This window comes from Pelorhabdus rhamnosifermentans (assembly GCF_018835585.1).
Classification (GTDB): domain Bacteria; phylum Bacillota; class Negativicutes; order UMGS1260; family UMGS1260; genus Pelorhabdus; species Pelorhabdus rhamnosifermentans.
Window position 1 is genome coordinate 1 of record NZ_JAHGVE010000008.1, and the last position, 16,971, is coordinate 16,971.

Annotated in this window: 34 protein-coding genes and 1 tRNA gene; 30 read left to right on the plus strand and 5 right to left on the minus strand. The window is 38.1% G+C overall.

The features are described 5' to 3' along the window. From Ga0466249_RS10905 to Ga0466249_RS11010, 22 genes are all read left to right on the plus strand, one after another. On the plus strand, positions 1-657 hold a 657-nt coding region (locus tag Ga0466249_RS10905; protein ID WP_215829496.1), incomplete at its 5' end, for a phiTE_072 family protein. Next, a complete protein-coding gene (locus Ga0466249_RS10910) occupies positions 654-956 on the plus strand; it encodes a hypothetical protein (RefSeq protein ID WP_215829497.1) in 303 nt (100 codons plus the stop codon). The genes Ga0466249_RS10905 and Ga0466249_RS10910, both read left to right, overlap by 4 nt. Continuing rightward, positions 953-1,147 carry a hypothetical protein gene (locus Ga0466249_RS10915; RefSeq protein ID WP_215829498.1) on the plus strand — a complete coding sequence of 65 codons (195 nt, stop codon included), beginning with the start codon at positions 953-955 and terminating at the stop codon, positions 1,145-1,147. Before Ga0466249_RS10910 ends, Ga0466249_RS10915 begins: the two co-directional genes overlap by 4 nt. 40 nt (positions 1,148-1,187) lie before the next feature. Then, positions 1,188-1,565, plus strand: a complete 378-nt coding sequence (locus tag Ga0466249_RS10920; protein WP_215829499.1) for a hypothetical protein — start codon at positions 1,188-1,190, stop codon at positions 1,563-1,565. Between the two features lie 25 nt (positions 1,566-1,590). Then, a complete protein-coding gene (locus tag Ga0466249_RS10925) occupies positions 1,591-2,040 on the plus strand; it encodes a hypothetical protein (protein WP_215829500.1) in 450 nt (149 codons plus the stop codon). Next, the gene (locus tag Ga0466249_RS10930) at positions 2,033-2,236 is read left to right on the plus strand and encodes a hypothetical protein (RefSeq protein ID WP_215829501.1); all 204 of its coding nucleotides are present in this window, start codon (positions 2,033-2,035) and stop codon (positions 2,234-2,236) included. Before Ga0466249_RS10925 ends, Ga0466249_RS10930 begins: the two co-directional genes overlap by 8 nt. Then, positions 2,229-2,429 carry a hypothetical protein gene (locus Ga0466249_RS10935; protein ID WP_215829502.1) on the plus strand — a complete coding sequence of 67 codons (201 nt, stop codon included), beginning with the start codon at positions 2,229-2,231 and terminating at the stop codon, positions 2,427-2,429. The genes Ga0466249_RS10930 and Ga0466249_RS10935 overlap by 8 nt, the downstream gene beginning before the upstream one ends. A gap of 3 nt (positions 2,430-2,432) precedes the next feature. Then, entirely contained in the window at positions 2,433-2,702 is a 270-nt protein-coding gene (locus tag Ga0466249_RS10940; protein WP_215829503.1) for a hypothetical protein, read from the plus strand. Then, positions 2,695-2,895, plus strand: coding sequence for a hypothetical protein (locus Ga0466249_RS10945; protein WP_215829504.1), 201 nt, complete (start codon positions 2,695-2,697; stop codon positions 2,893-2,895). The genes Ga0466249_RS10940 and Ga0466249_RS10945 overlap by 8 nt, the downstream gene beginning before the upstream one ends. 6 nt (positions 2,896-2,901) lie before the next feature. Continuing rightward, positions 2,902-3,141, plus strand: a complete 240-nt coding sequence (locus tag Ga0466249_RS10950) for a hypothetical protein (protein WP_215829505.1) — start codon at positions 2,902-2,904, stop codon at positions 3,139-3,141. A gap of 1 nt (position 3,142) precedes the next feature. After that, positions 3,143-3,946, plus strand: a complete 804-nt coding sequence (locus Ga0466249_RS10955) for a hypothetical protein (RefSeq protein ID WP_215829506.1) — start codon at positions 3,143-3,145, stop codon at positions 3,944-3,946. Continuing rightward, positions 3,947-4,237 carry a hypothetical protein gene (locus Ga0466249_RS10960; protein WP_215829507.1) on the plus strand — a complete coding sequence of 97 codons (291 nt, stop codon included), beginning with the start codon at positions 3,947-3,949 and terminating at the stop codon, positions 4,235-4,237. Then, complete coding sequence (locus Ga0466249_RS10965; RefSeq protein WP_215829508.1) at positions 4,234-4,467, plus strand: Lar family restriction alleviation protein; 234 nt, start codon at positions 4,234-4,236, stop codon at positions 4,465-4,467. The genes Ga0466249_RS10960 and Ga0466249_RS10965 overlap by 4 nt, the downstream gene beginning before the upstream one ends. After that, positions 4,464-4,634, plus strand: coding sequence for a hypothetical protein (locus Ga0466249_RS10970; protein WP_215829509.1), 171 nt, complete (start codon positions 4,464-4,466; stop codon positions 4,632-4,634). The genes Ga0466249_RS10965 and Ga0466249_RS10970 overlap by 4 nt, the downstream gene beginning before the upstream one ends. After that, positions 4,631-5,095, plus strand: coding sequence for a hypothetical protein (locus tag Ga0466249_RS10975; protein WP_215829510.1), 465 nt, complete (start codon positions 4,631-4,633; stop codon positions 5,093-5,095). Before Ga0466249_RS10970 ends, Ga0466249_RS10975 begins: the two co-directional genes overlap by 4 nt. A gap of 78 nt (positions 5,096-5,173) precedes the next feature. Then, positions 5,174-6,337: an RtcB family protein gene (locus Ga0466249_RS10980; RefSeq protein ID WP_215829511.1), complete on the plus strand. Its 1,164-nt coding sequence runs from the start codon at positions 5,174-5,176 to the stop codon at positions 6,335-6,337. Between the two features lie 135 nt (positions 6,338-6,472). After that, the gene (locus tag Ga0466249_RS10985; RefSeq protein WP_215829512.1) at positions 6,473-6,862 is read left to right on the plus strand and encodes a hypothetical protein; all 390 of its coding nucleotides are present in this window, start codon (positions 6,473-6,475) and stop codon (positions 6,860-6,862) included. Between the two features lie 238 nt (positions 6,863-7,100). Next, positions 7,101-7,173, plus strand: a tRNA-Phe gene (locus Ga0466249_RS10990). Positions 7,174-7,568: 395 nt separating this feature from the next. Next, the gene (locus tag Ga0466249_RS10995; RefSeq protein ID WP_215829513.1) at positions 7,569-8,030 is read left to right on the plus strand and encodes a hypothetical protein; all 462 of its coding nucleotides are present in this window, start codon (positions 7,569-7,571) and stop codon (positions 8,028-8,030) included. Between the two features lie 56 nt (positions 8,031-8,086). Next, positions 8,087-8,428, plus strand: coding sequence for a hypothetical protein (locus tag Ga0466249_RS11000; protein ID WP_215829514.1), 342 nt, complete (start codon positions 8,087-8,089; stop codon positions 8,426-8,428). A gap of 147 nt (positions 8,429-8,575) precedes the next feature. Beyond that, a complete protein-coding gene (locus Ga0466249_RS11005) occupies positions 8,576-8,974 on the plus strand; it encodes a YjcQ family protein (protein WP_215829515.1) in 399 nt (132 codons plus the stop codon). Between the two features lie 113 nt (positions 8,975-9,087). Then, the gene (locus Ga0466249_RS11010; protein WP_215829516.1) at positions 9,088-9,381 is read left to right on the plus strand and encodes a hypothetical protein; all 294 of its coding nucleotides are present in this window, start codon (positions 9,088-9,090) and stop codon (positions 9,379-9,381) included. A 98-nt stretch (positions 9,382-9,479) separates the two neighbouring features. On the opposite strand, the gene Ga0466249_RS11015 is transcribed toward Ga0466249_RS11010, so the two are convergent. The 3 genes from Ga0466249_RS11015 to Ga0466249_RS27180 all read right to left on the minus strand — a co-directional run bounded on the left by Ga0466249_RS11015 (position 9,480) and on the right by Ga0466249_RS27180 (position 11,676). Then, positions 9,480-11,159: a DUF3560 domain-containing protein gene (locus Ga0466249_RS11015; RefSeq protein WP_215829517.1), complete on the minus strand. Its 1,680-nt coding sequence runs from the start codon at positions 11,157-11,159 to the stop codon at positions 9,480-9,482. A 74-nt stretch (positions 11,160-11,233) separates the two neighbouring features. Then, positions 11,234-11,461, minus strand: a complete 228-nt coding sequence (locus Ga0466249_RS11020) for a hypothetical protein (RefSeq protein WP_215829518.1) — start codon at positions 11,459-11,461, stop codon at positions 11,234-11,236. An 83-nt stretch (positions 11,462-11,544) separates the two neighbouring features. Next, entirely contained in the window at positions 11,545-11,676 is a 132-nt protein-coding gene (locus tag Ga0466249_RS27180) for a hypothetical protein (RefSeq protein WP_281422634.1), read from the minus strand. Between the two features lie 140 nt (positions 11,677-11,816). Here Ga0466249_RS27180 and Ga0466249_RS11025 point away from each other — a divergent pair, with 140 nt between their 5' ends. Together Ga0466249_RS11025 and Ga0466249_RS11030 are read left to right on the plus strand one after the other, a co-directional pair. Further along, positions 11,817-12,065 (plus strand): hypothetical protein, encoded by a 249-nt coding sequence (locus Ga0466249_RS11025; RefSeq protein WP_215829519.1) that lies wholly within the window; start codon positions 11,817-11,819, stop codon positions 12,063-12,065. A gap of 4 nt (positions 12,066-12,069) precedes the next feature. After that, complete coding sequence (locus Ga0466249_RS11030; protein ID WP_215829520.1) at positions 12,070-12,417, plus strand: hypothetical protein; 348 nt, start codon at positions 12,070-12,072, stop codon at positions 12,415-12,417. Positions 12,418-12,475: 58 nt separating this feature from the next. On the opposite strand, the gene Ga0466249_RS11035 is transcribed toward Ga0466249_RS11030, so the two are convergent. Further along, a complete protein-coding gene (locus Ga0466249_RS11035) occupies positions 12,476-12,625 on the minus strand; it encodes a hypothetical protein (protein ID WP_215829521.1) in 150 nt (49 codons plus the stop codon). Positions 12,626-12,839: 214 nt separating this feature from the next. Beyond that, positions 12,840-12,998: a hypothetical protein gene (locus Ga0466249_RS11040; RefSeq protein WP_215829522.1), complete on the minus strand. Its 159-nt coding sequence runs from the start codon at positions 12,996-12,998 to the stop codon at positions 12,840-12,842. Positions 12,999-13,308: 310 nt separating this feature from the next. Here Ga0466249_RS11040 and Ga0466249_RS11045 point away from each other — a divergent pair, with 310 nt between their 5' ends. From Ga0466249_RS11045 to Ga0466249_RS11070, 6 genes are all read left to right on the plus strand, one after another. Beyond that, positions 13,309-13,518 (plus strand): hypothetical protein, encoded by a 210-nt coding sequence (locus tag Ga0466249_RS11045; RefSeq protein WP_215829523.1) that lies wholly within the window; start codon positions 13,309-13,311, stop codon positions 13,516-13,518. A gap of 4 nt (positions 13,519-13,522) precedes the next feature. Next, complete coding sequence (locus Ga0466249_RS11050) at positions 13,523-14,413, plus strand: terminase small subunit (protein WP_215829524.1); 891 nt, start codon at positions 13,523-13,525, stop codon at positions 14,411-14,413. Positions 14,414-14,794: 381 nt separating this feature from the next. Further along, positions 14,795-14,956, plus strand: coding sequence for a hypothetical protein (locus tag Ga0466249_RS11055; protein ID WP_215829525.1), 162 nt, complete (start codon positions 14,795-14,797; stop codon positions 14,954-14,956). A gap of 113 nt (positions 14,957-15,069) precedes the next feature. After that, positions 15,070-15,702, plus strand: coding sequence for a hypothetical protein (locus Ga0466249_RS11060; RefSeq protein ID WP_215829526.1), 633 nt, complete (start codon positions 15,070-15,072; stop codon positions 15,700-15,702). Next, positions 15,699-16,232, plus strand: a complete 534-nt coding sequence (locus Ga0466249_RS11065) for an ERCC4 domain-containing protein (RefSeq protein WP_215829527.1) — start codon at positions 15,699-15,701, stop codon at positions 16,230-16,232. Before Ga0466249_RS11060 ends, Ga0466249_RS11065 begins: the two co-directional genes overlap by 4 nt. An 82-nt stretch (positions 16,233-16,314) precedes the next feature. Beyond that, a complete protein-coding gene (locus tag Ga0466249_RS11070) occupies positions 16,315-16,887 on the plus strand; it encodes a site-specific integrase (protein WP_215829528.1) in 573 nt (190 codons plus the stop codon). Positions 16,888-16,971: the final 84 nt, after the last annotated feature.

Sequence of the window (16,971 nt, forward strand, 5' to 3'; positions counted from 1 at the left end):
GAAGTTGAAAAAGGCTGCAGAAGATGCTTTGAGATATTTGACGGAACACAAGGATATCCATCAATGAAATATTATGCTGGAGGGGTTAAGGTGAACGAATCAGGAAAGTTACCAGATTATCAGTTTAAAAAATCAACTTGTGAGCGATACGATATAAGATTTAATCGCGGTGAATGGGCAATATTCACGATTGATGAAAACGGCGGATTATTTAACTGTCATAGTAGCTACGGTGATTATGCTTATAGTTGGCCTAATCATGGCAGAAAAACATTCAAGCACTTTCTAATTGAACTTGAGCGGGATTATTGGTACTTGCTTAATAAGGTATCGGATAAAACTTATTTTAATTTTGACAAAACAGTGGCCAAATGGAAAAAGGAAATCATCGAGTGGCGTAAAGAATGCGAAATCACGAAACAACAAGCAAGAGATGCGTTTGACGTTATTAATGATTTAGACGAAGGAATGTCTGCTGATTATACTTATACCAAATTTATAGAAAGTGATGGAATTAGCGACCTTTGCCCGGATGCCTGGGAAGTATTTGATTGTGTAAAGGAATATCCCGGTGAGGCAATGACTTTTGCAAAAACAATTATGCCAATGTTTGCAGATATTTTGAAAAAAGAGATAGTGGCAGGTGAGCAATCATGACCGTAGATGTTGAATTATACGAGTTTCTAAAATCTCACGAATGCCATTTTTACCGTGATCATGGAGAAGTCAAAGCGTTTGTTATTGTTGATTTCGATGATTTAACAGACTTTGTTAAAGTAGTTGGTACAAGCCATTTTGATGAGAGCGGTTTTGAAGTAACCATGAGGGATACATACATTTGCATTGATATCGACGATATTATTGACGGCAACGGTGAAGATTTAACAGCTTATAAAAATTGCTTTGATGTTGATGAATACGAAGAATATTTGGGGAAGGAGTGTGAGCAATCATGAAGTCTTGGAATTGTATAGCATGTGGAAAAGAAATAGAAGTTGAAGATGATTATGAGCCGCAGTATTGTTGTGATGGTCGTGATTGTACATGTATGGGGCAGCCTGTGAATCCTGCGTTTTGTGATGAGTGCGAAACTAAAATATTTAGGCAACAAGCACTACAGCAGGAACCGGAGGAGAAAGGCAAATGATCACTAAGGAGCGGTTAGCGGAGATTGAGGCGAGGCAGTAATGACGATGAATATTCTTACATTAGACCAACTGCGCGATCTTTGCCGCAAGTGGCAAGAAAGATTAAGACTTCAACATTGGGATGTTGTGTTAAGTATCGTTAGGCAATCGGATGCAGATATGTCTGGTAATCTAGGCTCTTGCAGATGTACGCTATCAACTGCGCTATCCATTATTAAATTGCTTGATCCAGTTGATTATGTTAATGATTATTATCCTTACGATATGGAAATGGTTTTAGTGCATGAATTACTTCATTTGCATTTTTGTCCGTTTGATGATTGTTTGGATAGTAATGATTTGAAGGACATTATGCTTGAAAGGGCGATAGAACATATTGCGAGGGCTTTGGTTGAGACAAAAAGAAAAGGTGGCTAATTATTTATGTAGAGGAGGAATAGTGATGAGCGTACTTGACCGGATACGGACTGGTGAACTGCAAGTCGTAAAAGTTGTGAAATTGCTCCCTATTAGTGATGGATATTTCAAGGGGAGTTGTATTAACACAGCGTGCTCAGATGATCAAGCAACAAAAGAACTTCTTGCTTTAGCAGAAAGCGGCGAACTGATGCGGTGGATACCGGTGGGGGATCCGCCTAAAAAATGTGGATGGTTTTTAGCGGCAATTAATCCTGCCAATTTTAACGATTTAACGCAGGAACAAATTAATAGTTGGCGTGAGGAATTTGGATGTACAAAAACTTGGTTTAACCCAGATTCAATTGACAAGTGGTATGAGCCTAATGCACACGGCAGAGGTTGTAGGCCAATAAAAAATATAATAACTCATTGGTCTTTGTTGCCGAATGTCCCACTACCAGAACCGCCAAAGGAAGGTGCTGACGGTGAGTAAAAAAGCAATTGAGAAGAAATATGGAGTTTGGCTTGAAAGAGATAAAGGATATGACGGTGGGGCTTGGTATTGGCTATGTTTTGACAACAAAGAAAACATGAAATGGTTGTTCAATGGTTATACGTTAGTAGAAATAGAAGAGAAACTTCGTAATATGAATACTGATGATATCAAGGAAGGTGCTGACGGTGAGTGAGTGCATAGAAGATATTGAGGTAGAACGCGAAATTTTAAAAGATGAAAACGCCAAACTTCGCAAACAGATTGAGGCTATGAAGAACTGTTTAAATTGCGAGTATGGTGTTTGTGATGGTTTTCATGAAGATTGTTGTGGCTGTAATGTTATCCATAAAAGATATGCTAATTGGCAAATGAAAGGGGCTGAATAGCAAGTGAAAATATATGCCGTTTTAAAAGGCGATAAAGTTGTATTTATCTATCCCCATAGATATAAAGTGGCTAGTTTTATAGTACCTAATGCAAATTTGCTTAATGATGACGATCCATTAGCAAATAAACAATGGGCTAATCTTACGAAGGAAATAGATAAATTAAACGTTAATCAGACGTTTTATTATGGCGAACATACGATAATTCTTGAAGAAATTCCAGATGATGAATATATAAAATTGATTACCCAAGATGTGAAAGAAAATGGATAAAGTGAGCGTAATAGAGGACGAATTAAATACAATTTTATATGCTATTGCACAGGCATGTTTAAATAATCATCTTGGCTTATTCATAGAAGAACGATGCCTATTAACAGCCGATGGTTTAAAATCAAAAAGATTTATTGTTATCAAAGATGAATTAAGCGGCAAAGAGCATGCTGTGTGCAAGAAAGGGGCTTAGTGATAAATGACAGCAAAAGAATTTTCTATAATAAAAAGCTATGAAGATAATATTTTTCCTAAACCAACAGATGCCCAAGAGGGCCTAAATATATTAGCTAAGCATTTATTAGGCGAAGGCTGGATTACTGACCCGTTGCCAAATTGTCAAGCTAATACAATTGCCATATATCAGATATTGTCTAAATATCAAAATAAAAGCTTATGGGCAAGAATTAAACAGATATTTTGGAAAGGGGCTGAATAGGGTGAATTCAATACTTGCAGGAATGATACTTCGAAAATGTCTAGAATGCAAAACAGCACATGATACAGAAGTATCGGTCCTTCGCGCCAAGTTGGAAGCGGCAGAAAAAGAAAATACTGAATTACAACAGGTCATTGATAGCCAGAAAGAGACTAATTTGGTACTGGTTAAAAAGCTGGAAGTGGCGGAGTACGAGCGCGATGAAGCGAATAGAATTGTTAAAGTTGCTTGTGATGATGTATTACGCCTATATAGAGAGCGTGACGAAGCGCGGCGACAGTTTATGGAGTTTTCTAAATCACCCATTTACAGTGGCATAATTGCAGAAAATAAGCAATTAAAAACGCAGGTTGAAGAATTACAAGCACAGGTTGCTGATCTTAAACAAACTAATAGTCAACTTGCTGATGCTGCAGTTGAAAGGCCCCCATATAAACATGATTTATTAGAGCAGGTTGCTGTGATGCGTGGGGCGTTAGAAAAGTACAATGATCTAATGTGCATGTCTGAAATGGCGGCTCAGTATGGCGGAAAACTTGAAGATAAATTGAAATTTGCCAGCAGAAGAGATGCTATTGCGGCAGAAATGGTAAAAGCATTGGACACCACGCCAGCAGAAGCAGTAGAACGGGTGCAGGGGCTGGTGGAAGCGTTGAAGCCATTTGCCGAATACCAGCTAATTCAAAAATTTTGTGACGATTACACGGTTTTAGTTAATCCTTGGGGAAAAGAACAAAAGAAAATATGGCGCAGTGATTTTGACAGGGCGAAAGAAGCCCTTACAAAGTATCGGGGTGAAAAATAAATGAAAGTTGAAGAGGCAATAAAACTGTTACGTGGAAATAGTGCATCATGTCAAATTTGGTCAAGGAAAAACGAAATAGCTGATTTAATCGAACAGCAACAAAAAGTGGTTGAGGTTGTGAAAGAAGTATTAATTTTATCTTATAAAGCATTAGAAAATGAAGTATGTAACGGTTGCAATTTAAGTTTAGTTATACCTAAAAATACAAGAGGATGGTGTCATGATTGTTTGATTTATCCTGCAACAGTTAAAATAGCGCATTTACTAAAAGAATTGGAGGACGGAAAATGATCAATAATATAAAACTTAGTTGCCCTTTTTGTGGGGGTAAAAATATTGAATTTGATGATTGTAAAGGGACGGAAGCGTGTAATAACTTTGAGGAATGTAAATCAGCGTATTATACGGTAGTTTGCAACATTAATAAAGGAGGTTGCGGAGCGTCTAGTGGATATTATCAAACTAAAGAGCAGGCTATTAAAGCTTGGAATAGGCGCGTGGTATTGGAGGACAGCAAATGAATGAACAAGTTAAACAAATTTATAAATATGTTAAGACAATGGAAGATTTAAATTACTCTGATTTAAACGGGGATGATAGCAAACACGATATATTTTTAACAATACAAGCGGATTGTTATAAAAGAGTCAAATGTTTTATTGAAAATATTACGGAGGACAACAAATGAATATAACAATGGAGCCATGCTGGAAATACATAACTAATACATTGAAAGAGCAAATATTTCATGTTGCCGAAGAAGTTGCTGAAGTTGCTGAAGTTGTACATGCTGCCAGATCAGAGTCAAAGCATAAATTAATTCTTGAAATCTTGGACGTGATTCAATCGTGTTTTACGCTACTGGCCATATTGGGAGTTGAGCAAAAAGAATTAGATAAATATGTTGCTGAAATGAAGCTGAAGAACAGCACGAACGGGCGAAATTATTACGATAAGCCGCCCAACCATTATGTAGGCAAGGATTGTAAACTGTGTGCCCATCATAAGACAAAGTTTGAATGCTATAGACATTGTGGTCCGTGTGAGCCAGCTTTTATAGCAAAGTCATGCGATAATTGCGGATTTGGCAGGTGCTTGATTGGCAGAAAAGACCAAGTCTGCGACGATTGGAAAGAGGGGGAGGATTAACGTGAAAACTTATAATTGTGATGGAATTGTCACGTAACGACGATATAACAATATAACGCACAAAAGGGGAGATTAAAAATGAGATCATACAAAAATGGATTATTGCCTGTTAAAACGTGGGCTAACGAAATAGAAGAATCGGCATTTAAACAAGTCGAGAACTTATCAAACTTACCTTTTGCTTATCATCATATTGCATTGATGCCTGATTGCCATTGCGGTTATGGCATGCCTATAGGTGGAGTGTTGGCAACAAATGATGTGATAATTCCAAATGCCGTAGGTGTGGATATTGGTTGCGGGATGGTAGCCGTTAAGACTACTGCTACAAAAATTACAGAGGAACAAATTAAACAGATTATTGGTAAGGCAAGAGAAGTTATACCTGTCGGGTTTAAACATCATCAAAATCCACAAGAAAGCAGTGTATTTGATAATGCGCCGTTAAATATTCCTATCATCAAACAAGAGTTTGAAAATATGAAATATCAATTAGGAACATTAGGCGGGGGAAATCATTTTATTGAGATCCAAAAAGGCGACGATGATCATATTTGGCTCATGATTCATAGCGGTAGCAGAAATTTAGGGAAAAAGGTATGCGATTTATATAATAAAATAGCTCAAGATCATAATGCTGAATATTATTCTACGGTGCCAAAAGAATGGCAATTGGCTTTTTTACCTGCTTCATCAATGTCTGCTACAGAATATTTAACTGCTATGAATTTCTGCCTTGAATTTGCTTATGCCAATCGTGGACATATGATGAATAAGCTTGTTGAAATTTTTAATGATGTTACCGGACATGGTGAAGAAAGTCATATCAATATTCATCATAATTATGCCGCTCTTGAAAATCATTTTGGTAAAAATGTTTGGGTGCATCGTAAAGGTGCAATTCGGATGCGTGAAGGCGAAAAAGGAATTATTCCCGGCTCGATGGGAACGCCTTCGTATATTGTTGAAGGGCTAGGTAATAAAGAATCGTTTATGTCTGCTTCTCATGGCGCGGGGCGTAAAATGAGCAGGTCTGAAGCAGATAAAACATTTACAGAGGAAGAAGCTAATAAGTCGATTGATGGCGTTGTGTTTGGCAGATGGAACAAGAACAGAAAAGGCGGTTTAGATTTATCGGAATGTCCATTAGCTTATAAAAACATTGAAGAAGTAATTCGGAATGAATCCGATTTAGTTAAACCTTTGGTAAAATTACAGCCTTTGGGAGTAATGAAGGGATAACGATATAAAGGGGAGGGATGATTTACGACACCAGTCATTGATATAAAAAAGCAGAACCGAGAGGCATTAAAGTGGATCTTAAACTTTTATGATCTAAAACAGTCATATATTGAGCAATGTGCGGCGTTTAGCGAATTGGCGGCAGTAGTTAACGATGGTATGCCTCACGGGACAAGCACAGGCAATCCAGCGGCAAATAAGGCAAGTGGTTTAATAGATATTGAGTGGAGTAAAACTTGGATTATGGCAGTTGAGCTTATGGAACAAACTCTATCAGAGAAAAGCAGAAAGTATGTTGAGCTACGGCGTGATGCAGCACATCAATTGAAAAATAGAAATAAGCCGGGACCCATTGGCTGGGTTGACTATGTACAGCCGCGGTATGTTGAATGGTTCTGTTATCGCTATGGTAGAGAGATTAATCCGCCAACCAAGCAAGCTATGACAGCGTGGATGAACAAAATTGTTTATACTGCCAACATAGCAAGATATGAAATATTGCTAAGAGGAAACATTTTTAAATAGTCATTGACCAATTAGCAAGATTTCAGGATTATACTGATAATGTAAGAAATTGACCGAGAGGCAGTTACTTATGTAGGACGCGCTGTGTTGTGAGTAGCACCTCATTAAAAGCGGTTTGGGCGCGACTGTACTTTGCGGAGAACTATTCGGGGGCAAGTACATGGTTGTGGTGGCGGAATAGGTAGACGCTAAATTGCAGTTGAATGCAGTTGCAAATGTAGTCAACATAAGTCTAATCCAGAATGTAGCTCAGCCAGGTAGAGCAGGGCGCGAAACGCTCGTGTCGGTGGTTCGATTCCATCCATTTATGTTAGGTGAAAATCCTAACCCACAACCAAATTCAAACAGAATCCGTCAAGCCTCTCGACGATGCGGACCAGGGCGGGACAATCAAAGGTAAGCTGCTACAATGCTACGGCATGTACGGACAGGCAGGGAGCAGCAAGGTATATCGCGGGTGATTAAAACTATATCTGGTTTTTCTAGTGTTAGATAATGGGGCGATATGCAAAATGAATCCGTCAGATTGCGAGATTCCTAAAAACTAAAAACGGAAATTATCAGTAACGATGAATAATGATGTTTGAAAAATAAGGAATTGAGGCTAGACGGTGGCGGGGTCCGCGAGTGACTATAAACTACACAGCCGGAATGGTTTAAGCCGAAAGCGCAGATCGCTCTATATGAGCCAACAGGCGGCATTAGCGTGTTAGACTTTTACCCTGTGGTACTGATAATTGCCGCCGATAAAAATTTAGCCTTGCTGATAAAACAGCAGGGCTTTAATTTATTTGCAGGAAATTGTTCCCTTTTGCCGAAGTATGTTAGAAAATGGGAAAGGGAGATGCTTTACTTGAAAAAGATAAAATTTATGTTACGGTATGATCAAAAAGGACGAGGCTTTCACATTAATTCGATGGAACTTTATGGAGAGGTAAATAAAAGATTAATTAGTAAACAAATTGCAACTAGTGTTGAACAAGATAGTGATCCACGCGAACCTTTATCTGATGGTGATATTTTGCACATGGAAGTACCATACTTAATCAAAAATGATACTAATTCAAGTAATTTGACAATAGAAAATATCAAAACTGCATTAAAAGATATAGATTTATTTGATAATAAATCTTTATTTTCGAATGTAAAAATTACAGAAGAAAATTAAATCCAACGACCTTCTTGTTGAAGTGTTTTATAGAATGGTGGAGGGCGGTAGTTAGAATGAATAATAGTATTGATAATAATACGACTTACGAATTGTTTATACGCCAAGCATTTAGTGTCGGTAAGAATGAAATGGTTGGGAGATGGGGTGATCCGGCTCAACTTGCGAATACAGATGTATTTTCAGATGTTGGTATTGAAGAGGTAAAAACTGCTGTAGCATATTCTATAGCTATATATCGATCGTATTGTGAGAATGCCAACAGCAATGATAAGGAAACAATGTCAAATTGTTTAAAGAATGTAATTAATGCTCCTGATAAAAAGGCTATAATTAATATAATAAATAAATTTGAAGATATTAGAAAAAAGTATTATAAACACAATTGGATCAAATAAAAAAAATGATATCTAGCGTCCTGCGGGGCGCTTTTTCTATGCCATAAAACAAACGAGTTTGCTTATAACGAGTAGGCTTTTATTTTGCAGGAAATTGTTTCCTTTTAGCGAATTGTGTATAAAAATGGTAAAAGGGAGTGAATACTTGTGGAATTCGATACTAAGCAAAAGGTATTAATTGCAATGTATGTAGAGTATCAAAAAGACCTACCTAATATGGATGAAAATATAACCCCCGAGAACTTGGGGTTGCAAGAAGAAATTTTTGCTGTAGCAATAGAAAAATTGCTTAATGAAGAATTGATAAATGGTGCTGATGTAACAAGGTGCATAGGAACCTATGATCAACCTGAAGCGACACTTTTTGGTGCCATGTTAACTTCAAAAGGCATTTCATATGTTGAAGAAAAACTAGGTATTAACTCAAACCTATCAGGTAAAGAAAAAATTGAGGTTGTACGCAAATCATTTTTGGAACAAGGGTTGGATGTATTGACAGATTTTGCTGCTAAAGTAACTGCAGAACTAATAAAAGCGCAAACTTGACAAAGTTAATTGCGAAATCAAAGAGCCGAAAGGCTCTTTTTTAATCTCATAAAACAAATTAAGCCTCGCTTAAACGGCGGGGCTTTTACTATATACGAAAGGAGATGTTTAAAATGCCAGTAAAATGCAACAACCGAAAATGCAAGCACAACGATTGCCAAAAATGCGGTTTAGCTGAAACCTCAGTAAAAGTGGCTGATGCCTCACTAAATACCTCTACGGCCTCTGCTAATACCTCGCCTCAAGATTCAACAAATACCTCTATAAATTACCTCTATTGCAATAATGCAGAGCCGTGGCCTAACGAAGATATGAAAGAGATAATGAAGGATGGCGTTAATCCGCTATGCGACAGGGTTAGGCATAGATATAAGTCTAAGCGGCAGGATGGGATATTGATGAAATAAAAAAGGCCACCTTATTTGGCAGCCTTCGCTGTTCTGCATGATAGGTGAATTTCATAGTGAAAACCTCCTTGGTAGGGAAGAGCCAACCGCCGAAACGGTCAGCCAATACCTTTTAATTGTTCCATGACACGACGGGCGGCATATTTGCCGTTACCTGTTAGCTGGCGAACCCATGCGCTGCGGCTAGGGGACCATTTAAAAGAATTATGTTTCAAAACCTCCCTAATATTGTCGGCTGGTTTACCGTCAAAGATAAACTGGCAGCGGTTGTCGTCCTCTTTGTAGGTATACCTGTCATATTCAACCTCTACAGGCTGCTTGTTTGCATTACGTTCTAATACCTCTATACGCTGTTTAATCCTGTGAATATTGGCATTGTTATTGGTTAATGCGTAATTAGCGAATCCGACACGGCCTAAAGAATCAGGCATTTTTAGTTTTGCAATTTGCGAATCAGTATATCCGAGTTTATACAGTTCGTTATCATCATTTTTGCGAATGGCTTTATTAACGGCTTTCATAGTTTCTTGTGCTTTTTCTGCCTGTTCGAGTTGAGCCTTTAACTTTATGATTGCGTCTGGGTCATCAGAGGATATGCCGCCAGTACCAACAGAAGCGGCTTTTTGTTCGTAATAGTTTGCTGTGTCAGACAGTTTGAAAGACTTTTCGTATTTATTGCTGATTTTATTGCGGTAATTACGGTCAGACCGTTCAGAATGATGCCCGACTAAAATAGGTTGACCGAATGGAATGACCTCTGCCATTTTATGGGCTTGATTATATGCGGCCTTGCTTTCAGACCTCTTGTTTGCGGCAAATTCTAAATACCTTTGCCGCCTATTTTCAAGTTTTTGTTCGTAGGAGTTAAGTGGGCGTTTTTCTTCCTGCTGAACCTCTGTTATTTCTTTACTTGAAACCTCTGAAACCTCATTGACTTCTGGCAAAACCTCTGCAACAGTGGAAATCTCTTGCAATTCCTCTTGGTGTTCAGCTTCATATTTTGCGCGGCGTTCTTCCTCTTGCTTGGCATATGCTGCCCGATCTGCTTCATCATTAGCAGCTTTCATATCTTGGTATTTTTGTTCCCAACATTCCGGGAAACGATTTTCGTAATACCAAGTGTTTTCATAGTTTTGTTGAAACGCTTCTTCAATTGACTGATTGAATCTATTTCGACAATGAGCCTGCAATTCTGTTTTACGTTCTTCTGATTGTTCACGACTTGTCATTATATATTTAGCACCTGGACAGCCTAATTTTTCAGTGTCTAAATGGCGATATTCGTAAATATCCTCCATACCGTTAAAATGGCCTTGCTCATATTGTCCGACAATGCGGTCTACTAATTCGGTGACGGGGCCGTCAATCCATGAAATATGAACGCTGTCGCCGCCTGCAAAGTTTTCAGAAGTAACGAAGAATTTAACCTCTGGGAAAACCTCTTTAAGTTTAGTGCGAATAGCTTTAGCTGTTGCCGCTGCGCCTGTAAGCTGGCCTTTATTTTTGGCTTTTTGTTCAGCTTTATAGGCAAGTCTGGACCTCTGCGATTCAAGATGCTTTTCAATAGCAGCCTGCCGTGATTCAAAGCTACGATAGTAGTAATGACTGGACGGCTTGCCTGCTGTTCCGTCGAAAATCATAAGATACGGCTTATTGCTTACCTCATAAGTAACAATTACGCAGTTAGCGTCTTTGTGTTCGTTGACGGTTGCACCTTTACACATATCAATATACAATTTGCGCGCTGCTTGACGTTTTTCTTTTGTGTCTAACCTCATTATTAAAACCTCCCTGCTATCAGCTTTTATTCACGGGCTTTAGACCGTCGCTGGCAGCTTTACAGGGCAGGTGTTTAGCCTGCTTGAAATGCGGAATCTGGTAATCTGTTTGTATCTCTTGCAATTGCTAAAAGGTTGTTGAAAGCGTCCTGGTAATCAGTTGATTTTTTAACCTTTTCGACTGCACTTGTTGCCCATTTAGAACCATCAAATGAGCACTGTAAAACATCTCTAGTTTCTGTTAATGGCAATTGATAAAGATTTATGGTTTTATCGATTAATTCCAGTTTAAAGTTTTTCATTATTAAAAACCTCCTTATATTGTCGGTCTGGCTGTCGGTGGTTGTAACCGTCTGCCTGCCAGCATTACCGGGCTTGTCACCCGTCACTCTGCAAGAAGTTTAGCAGAATTTCTAATTGTGTTTTTATCTTCTTCTGATAAGCAAATGCATTTATCTTGTGCTATTTCAACTATCATTTCAATAAAACGTTTTAAGTCGTGAGTATTATTTTTCATCTTTACCGCCTCCGCTTGTTTATCTTCTATGATTCTATTTTATACTAAGATGTATTAATAGTCAAGCGGTTTTAATGCATTTTTGGATAAAATATTTACAAAGATGTATAAAACATTTATAATGTGGTTGAGGTGATGAGATGCCAAGAACAGAACCAATACCACAAAACGAAATTGAACAAGTAGAGAATAGCATTAAAAGAGAAATAGCCGGGGCAGGCTCAAATGCATCTGACACGGCTAAAAGATTGAAAGAGACATATGATTCTTCGGATACGCCTATCTCTCTATCTAGACAATTGAGACAGGGGACTATACCTTTTTGGAAAGTGCTGAGAATTGCAGACGTATTAGGCTATGAAATAGTTTGGAAGCGAAAAGGAGAATAAATGTATGATTGCATGGCTGATTAAATGGAAATGGATAGGGGATCATGCCAAAGTAGAAAATGATATTGCTGCTATAGTTAATTACAGAACTTCGCCTGATAATGTTAAAAGTTTGGTTGAGCAATTATATGTTAATTCACTTTGTTTGCGGGATCGTCTAAGGTACGTTAAGAGTAAATCAAGCCTAGTATACAAGGCAAATTCCGATATTAACGGCACAATAATTTGTGGAGATAATCCATTTTTGGAAGCAAGGAAAGTTGATATTCTGGAAGTTGTAGAGTGTGAGCAAGGTAAACAATCATTGGTATATAATAAGCATTACGCAAAAAAGAAAAAGCCCCAGCAGTAGGCCGGGGAATAAAAGGACCGTCCAATTAAGGGCAGTTTTTTTGTGCAGAAAAATAGAGCTACTTTGCTGTAGCCCTGAGCTGTTTAATGAGTTCTTTAACTTTTTCGTATTCTTCGTCGGTTAGCCGGAAGTTACGGGCCTTTTTCCCGGATGGGCGAAGAGTGCCGGACGGTCTGCCAGCACCTTCACGTTTACCGCCTTTTGGCATTGTATTGCCTCCAATATCTATAAAGAGTCAATAAAGCAGCTAAACTTAAAGCAATATCAGTAATTGATTGTAAGGTATCACCGGATAATGACTGTCTGTTAAATAGCCATACGATAGCAACAATCCAAAAACAAATTTCTGAAAAGTATTTCATAATTTTCGAATGATGCGGTATAATAATATTAGGGTTGGGGAGGTTTTCCTCCCCTGTGGCTCATCCTCTACGCTTATGCTTGACCGGCTGGCGTTTTGGGTGGGCTTTTAGTTTTTCTAGGATTTCTAGAACGTTCTTAAGTATTTCAAGAATCATCTTGATTATTCCTAAGATTGCCCCAACAATTCCTAGAATGATCAACCCTGTCTTATCATCCACTCATTCAATCACTCCTTTCCTTTGGATTAATTACATTATACCATATTATAGATTAAACGTAAAGTATTTATTCATAGATATATTGTTATTTTAGCGTCCTTTTGGGGCGCTTTTATTATTTTTGAAAGGTAGGCGAGAAGATGAGCAAAGGCATAGTGTTTTGCTTTAACCTTAGAAGTGTGTACATTATCAAACACGCATTGAGAGATAAAGAGCGCGATGAAGCAGAGGAGAGAGTCTTTCAATATGTTTGCCAGACGATAGATGAGTTTAAGGCGGATAAAAATATAAGGTAGTAGGTGAATATGTTATGACAGATAAGCCATTAAGTAACGATACTATTCATGTCTTTCATAAATTTGATCCTCGTACATTAACATGCAGATGCGGGATGACGTATGAACAATATTTAAACATGAATTTAGGGCGAACAGACAGATTGATTAAGTCTTTGCCGCAAAATGGTGAAAGCCCAATTAAGAAAGTGTTTTCTGTATTAAAACAAATGGTAAGCAGGTGATAATATGGCAGTAAAAAAAGATTGGGAAAAGGCATATGAAGATTATAAGACCGGACAATTTACATATGATGATATTGCTAAAAAGTATAAGGTAAGCAAAGCATGTGTAAATAGTTGGCGAACTAGGCACTGGACTAAATTAGATAATGCAGATGTAATGCAAAACGGCAATGATAATGCAGATACAATACAAGGTAGCGATATTGATATGCAAAGCGATATACAGCAAGAGCCTGTGAAGCTAGACGTGACAAGACCTACAGAGTTATTAGTACCAATCGTTACTAAGCAATTAGAGGACACTAACCCAGCATTGATATATCAAGAGTATAGTCGCGATAATCTACCACAGATAAGCGACCGAGAAGCACGGTTTGTTGAGGAATACATCATAGATCTAGACAAGAAGGATGCTGCCATCAGAGCAGGGTACAGTGTAGCCAATGCCGATAGCCTTGGATGCAGAGTATATGCGCGCCCAGACGTTAACGCTCACATTCAAGTTGCACTTGCTGAAAGGCGAAAGAGAAGCGGTATGAACGCAGATACAGCGATTAGAGAATTGGGCAGAATTGGAAGAGCAAACCCTGCAAGAGTACTAATGGCTGATGGAGGGATAAACCCGGATGCAAGTGAAGATGATCTAGCGGCAGTGCAATCGGTTAAAGTAAAAGTAACACCCACGAAGGATGGCGGTGAGATCGTCGAAAAAGAAACGCGCTTCCACGATAAGACACGCGCGTTAGAATTGTATATGAAAGCAGCGGGCATGCTCATTGACCGCAAACAAATAGATGTTACTGCCAAAGTTGAAGAAATGAGCGACGATGACAGGCTAAAACGTATCAAAGAACTACAGTCTCAATTGGCAATAGATGTAAGTGTAGAGCCTTAATTTGTGTGTGTGTGGCGGACTTTCAGATATAATTGATAATGATGTTTAACAAACGTTGATATTACTGCATTTATAATGTAATCTTTTACATATTAGATTACGTATGTGCAATGTAGAGCCTGATTTGGCGTGCAGATATAGCTATATTTATTGGCGGATGGTGCCGTTTAGCTATACCCCGCCCCGTCAAAAATTGTGGGGCAGTAGGAGTCCCTTTATCGCTGCTATCCCTCACTCACCTAGACTATAACAATATCTTACGTGCAACCCGCCCCACCGTTTTCCCAAAAATTACAATTTGGTCATAGGTTTGCTACTTCAAAAAAATTATAAATATTTCTCTATACGTGAAGCAAATTTACAGTACAAAGGAGCTCCATCATGAGTGAAAAAACACTTGAAGGCAGAGTAAGGACTACTGATGAAAGTTGCTTTATTTTAGGTAGCGATGGATATTTTGACAATTTGTTGTTCATCATGAAGCAAATTGATGGTAAAACAGTTCGTGTTTCAATAGAGGTAATTGAAGATAGCATAATTTAAACAAAAAAGAAACTGAACAAAAGATTAAGAAATAAATTTGCGACTAATTGCATTTGAATCCTTATGAAATATAGTCTGATTGCCATTTTAGACCTGGGGTCATATCCCCCCAGGTGTTGGGGTCATATCCCCCCAGGTTTTTATCAATTACATCGTATTATTATCAATTAGAAGGTGATAACACGCAAAACGTAAAGCAAACAAATGTATTTGTTAGCAGCGAAAGGTCCGGCAATAAAGAATTTGTAACTATTACAGATAGCGAAACAGGCGAGATAATAAATCAGCACTGGAAACAAACTAAAAATGGCGAATATGCAAGGCCACCGCAAGGCAAACAAGCACATTTTTACAAGGTGTATGCTACAAACTGGCAAGACATTATAAAAAAGAAAAAGTTGAATTTTACTGAAGTAGGCTTATTTATGAGCCTACTTTCTTTTTTGGATTGGCAAAGCCCTTACATTGTCCACCCTGAAACACGTCAGAACCTATCGTGCAGCGGAATAGCAAAACTGCTTGCTACTGACAGGAAACATATTGAATCTATCCTTGATCGGCTTTGTGAAAAGGGCATGATTGCTAAAGTTAACCGCGGAATAGGTTGTTCTTGCCATTTTATGCTTAATTCGAATGTTGTTCATTTCGGTAAAAATATGCGTGATATAAACGATGCCAAGGTATTTAATAATTGTGCCTATAAACCGCCTGTTAGTATCAAATACAGAGAGGAAAAAGGAAAATGAGATATCACTACACAGAAACCGAGCTTAAAAGCCTACTATCGTCCATAACAATCATCATAGACACTCGTGAAAATCAAAATCAGCATATTACTGACTACTTAGACAAACATAAAGTCCCGCATATTAGTCGCAAACTAGATTACGGTGATTACACGGCTATGCTTCCGGTTAATTCCGACTTAGGCATTATGCGTGACACATATTTTACTGACACGATAGCGATTGAGCGGAAAAATTCATTGGATGAACTGGCAAACAATCTTACCGCTGATCGTCTGCGTTTCGAATCTGAATTAATACGATCACACGGCTGCAGGATGTTGCTCATGATTGAATCTGGCGGATATGATGATATTATCAAACATAACTACAGGTCAAAGTACGAGCCTAAGAGCTACATAGCTACGCTTTCCACCTATACCGCAAGGTACGGATTGAATATTAACTTTATTCCGGCTGCGTACGCTGGAAATTTTATTTTGTTTAATTTGCTGTACCATTGTAGAGAATATTTAAAAAATAATTGTTAATAATTAATATATTTCCTTGCATTACTAATCTTTATATGTAATAATGAGTATAGAAAGATTACATATAAAAGAGGTTATGATAATGGGAGCAGCTAAAAATAGTTGTATTACAGTAGAACCGATTCGAGACTTGAAACAGCTCAATGATATGAAAGAATATCTTCTCGAACACAACGAGCGTGATTATCTTATGTTTGTACTTGGTATTAATTCGGGGCTTCGTATATCTGACCTATTAAAATTAACCGTTGAAGATGTTCAAGACGGCATAGTAACTATTCGAGAACAAAAAACGAGTAAAGTGAAACAGTTTGCTTTATCTGATACATGTAAAGAAGCTATCAATCATTACTTGACAGCCGCGGGGTTAACCACAGGGACGCTTTTCCCTAGTGCTAAAGGAAACAGCAAGCCAATATCAAAAGTTCAAGCATGGCGGATTCTTAATAAGGCGGCTGACTGGGTGGGAATTACTGAAAATATAGGTACTCACACTCTTAGAAAAAGTTTTGGCTATCATGCGTGGCGTAGAGGTGTAGACATAGGATATTTGCAAAGTTGCTTTAATCATTCGTCACAGGCTATTACAATGCGTTATATAGGCATTACACAAGATGAGCTTAACGAAAAGGTTTATTCTAAAATGAATCTATGAGGAGATGACTATTATGCTAGTATTAGTATTCTTCGCGGCAATATTTTGGTTGGTAATCTTCAATATGCTAGGCGTAAAGAATCC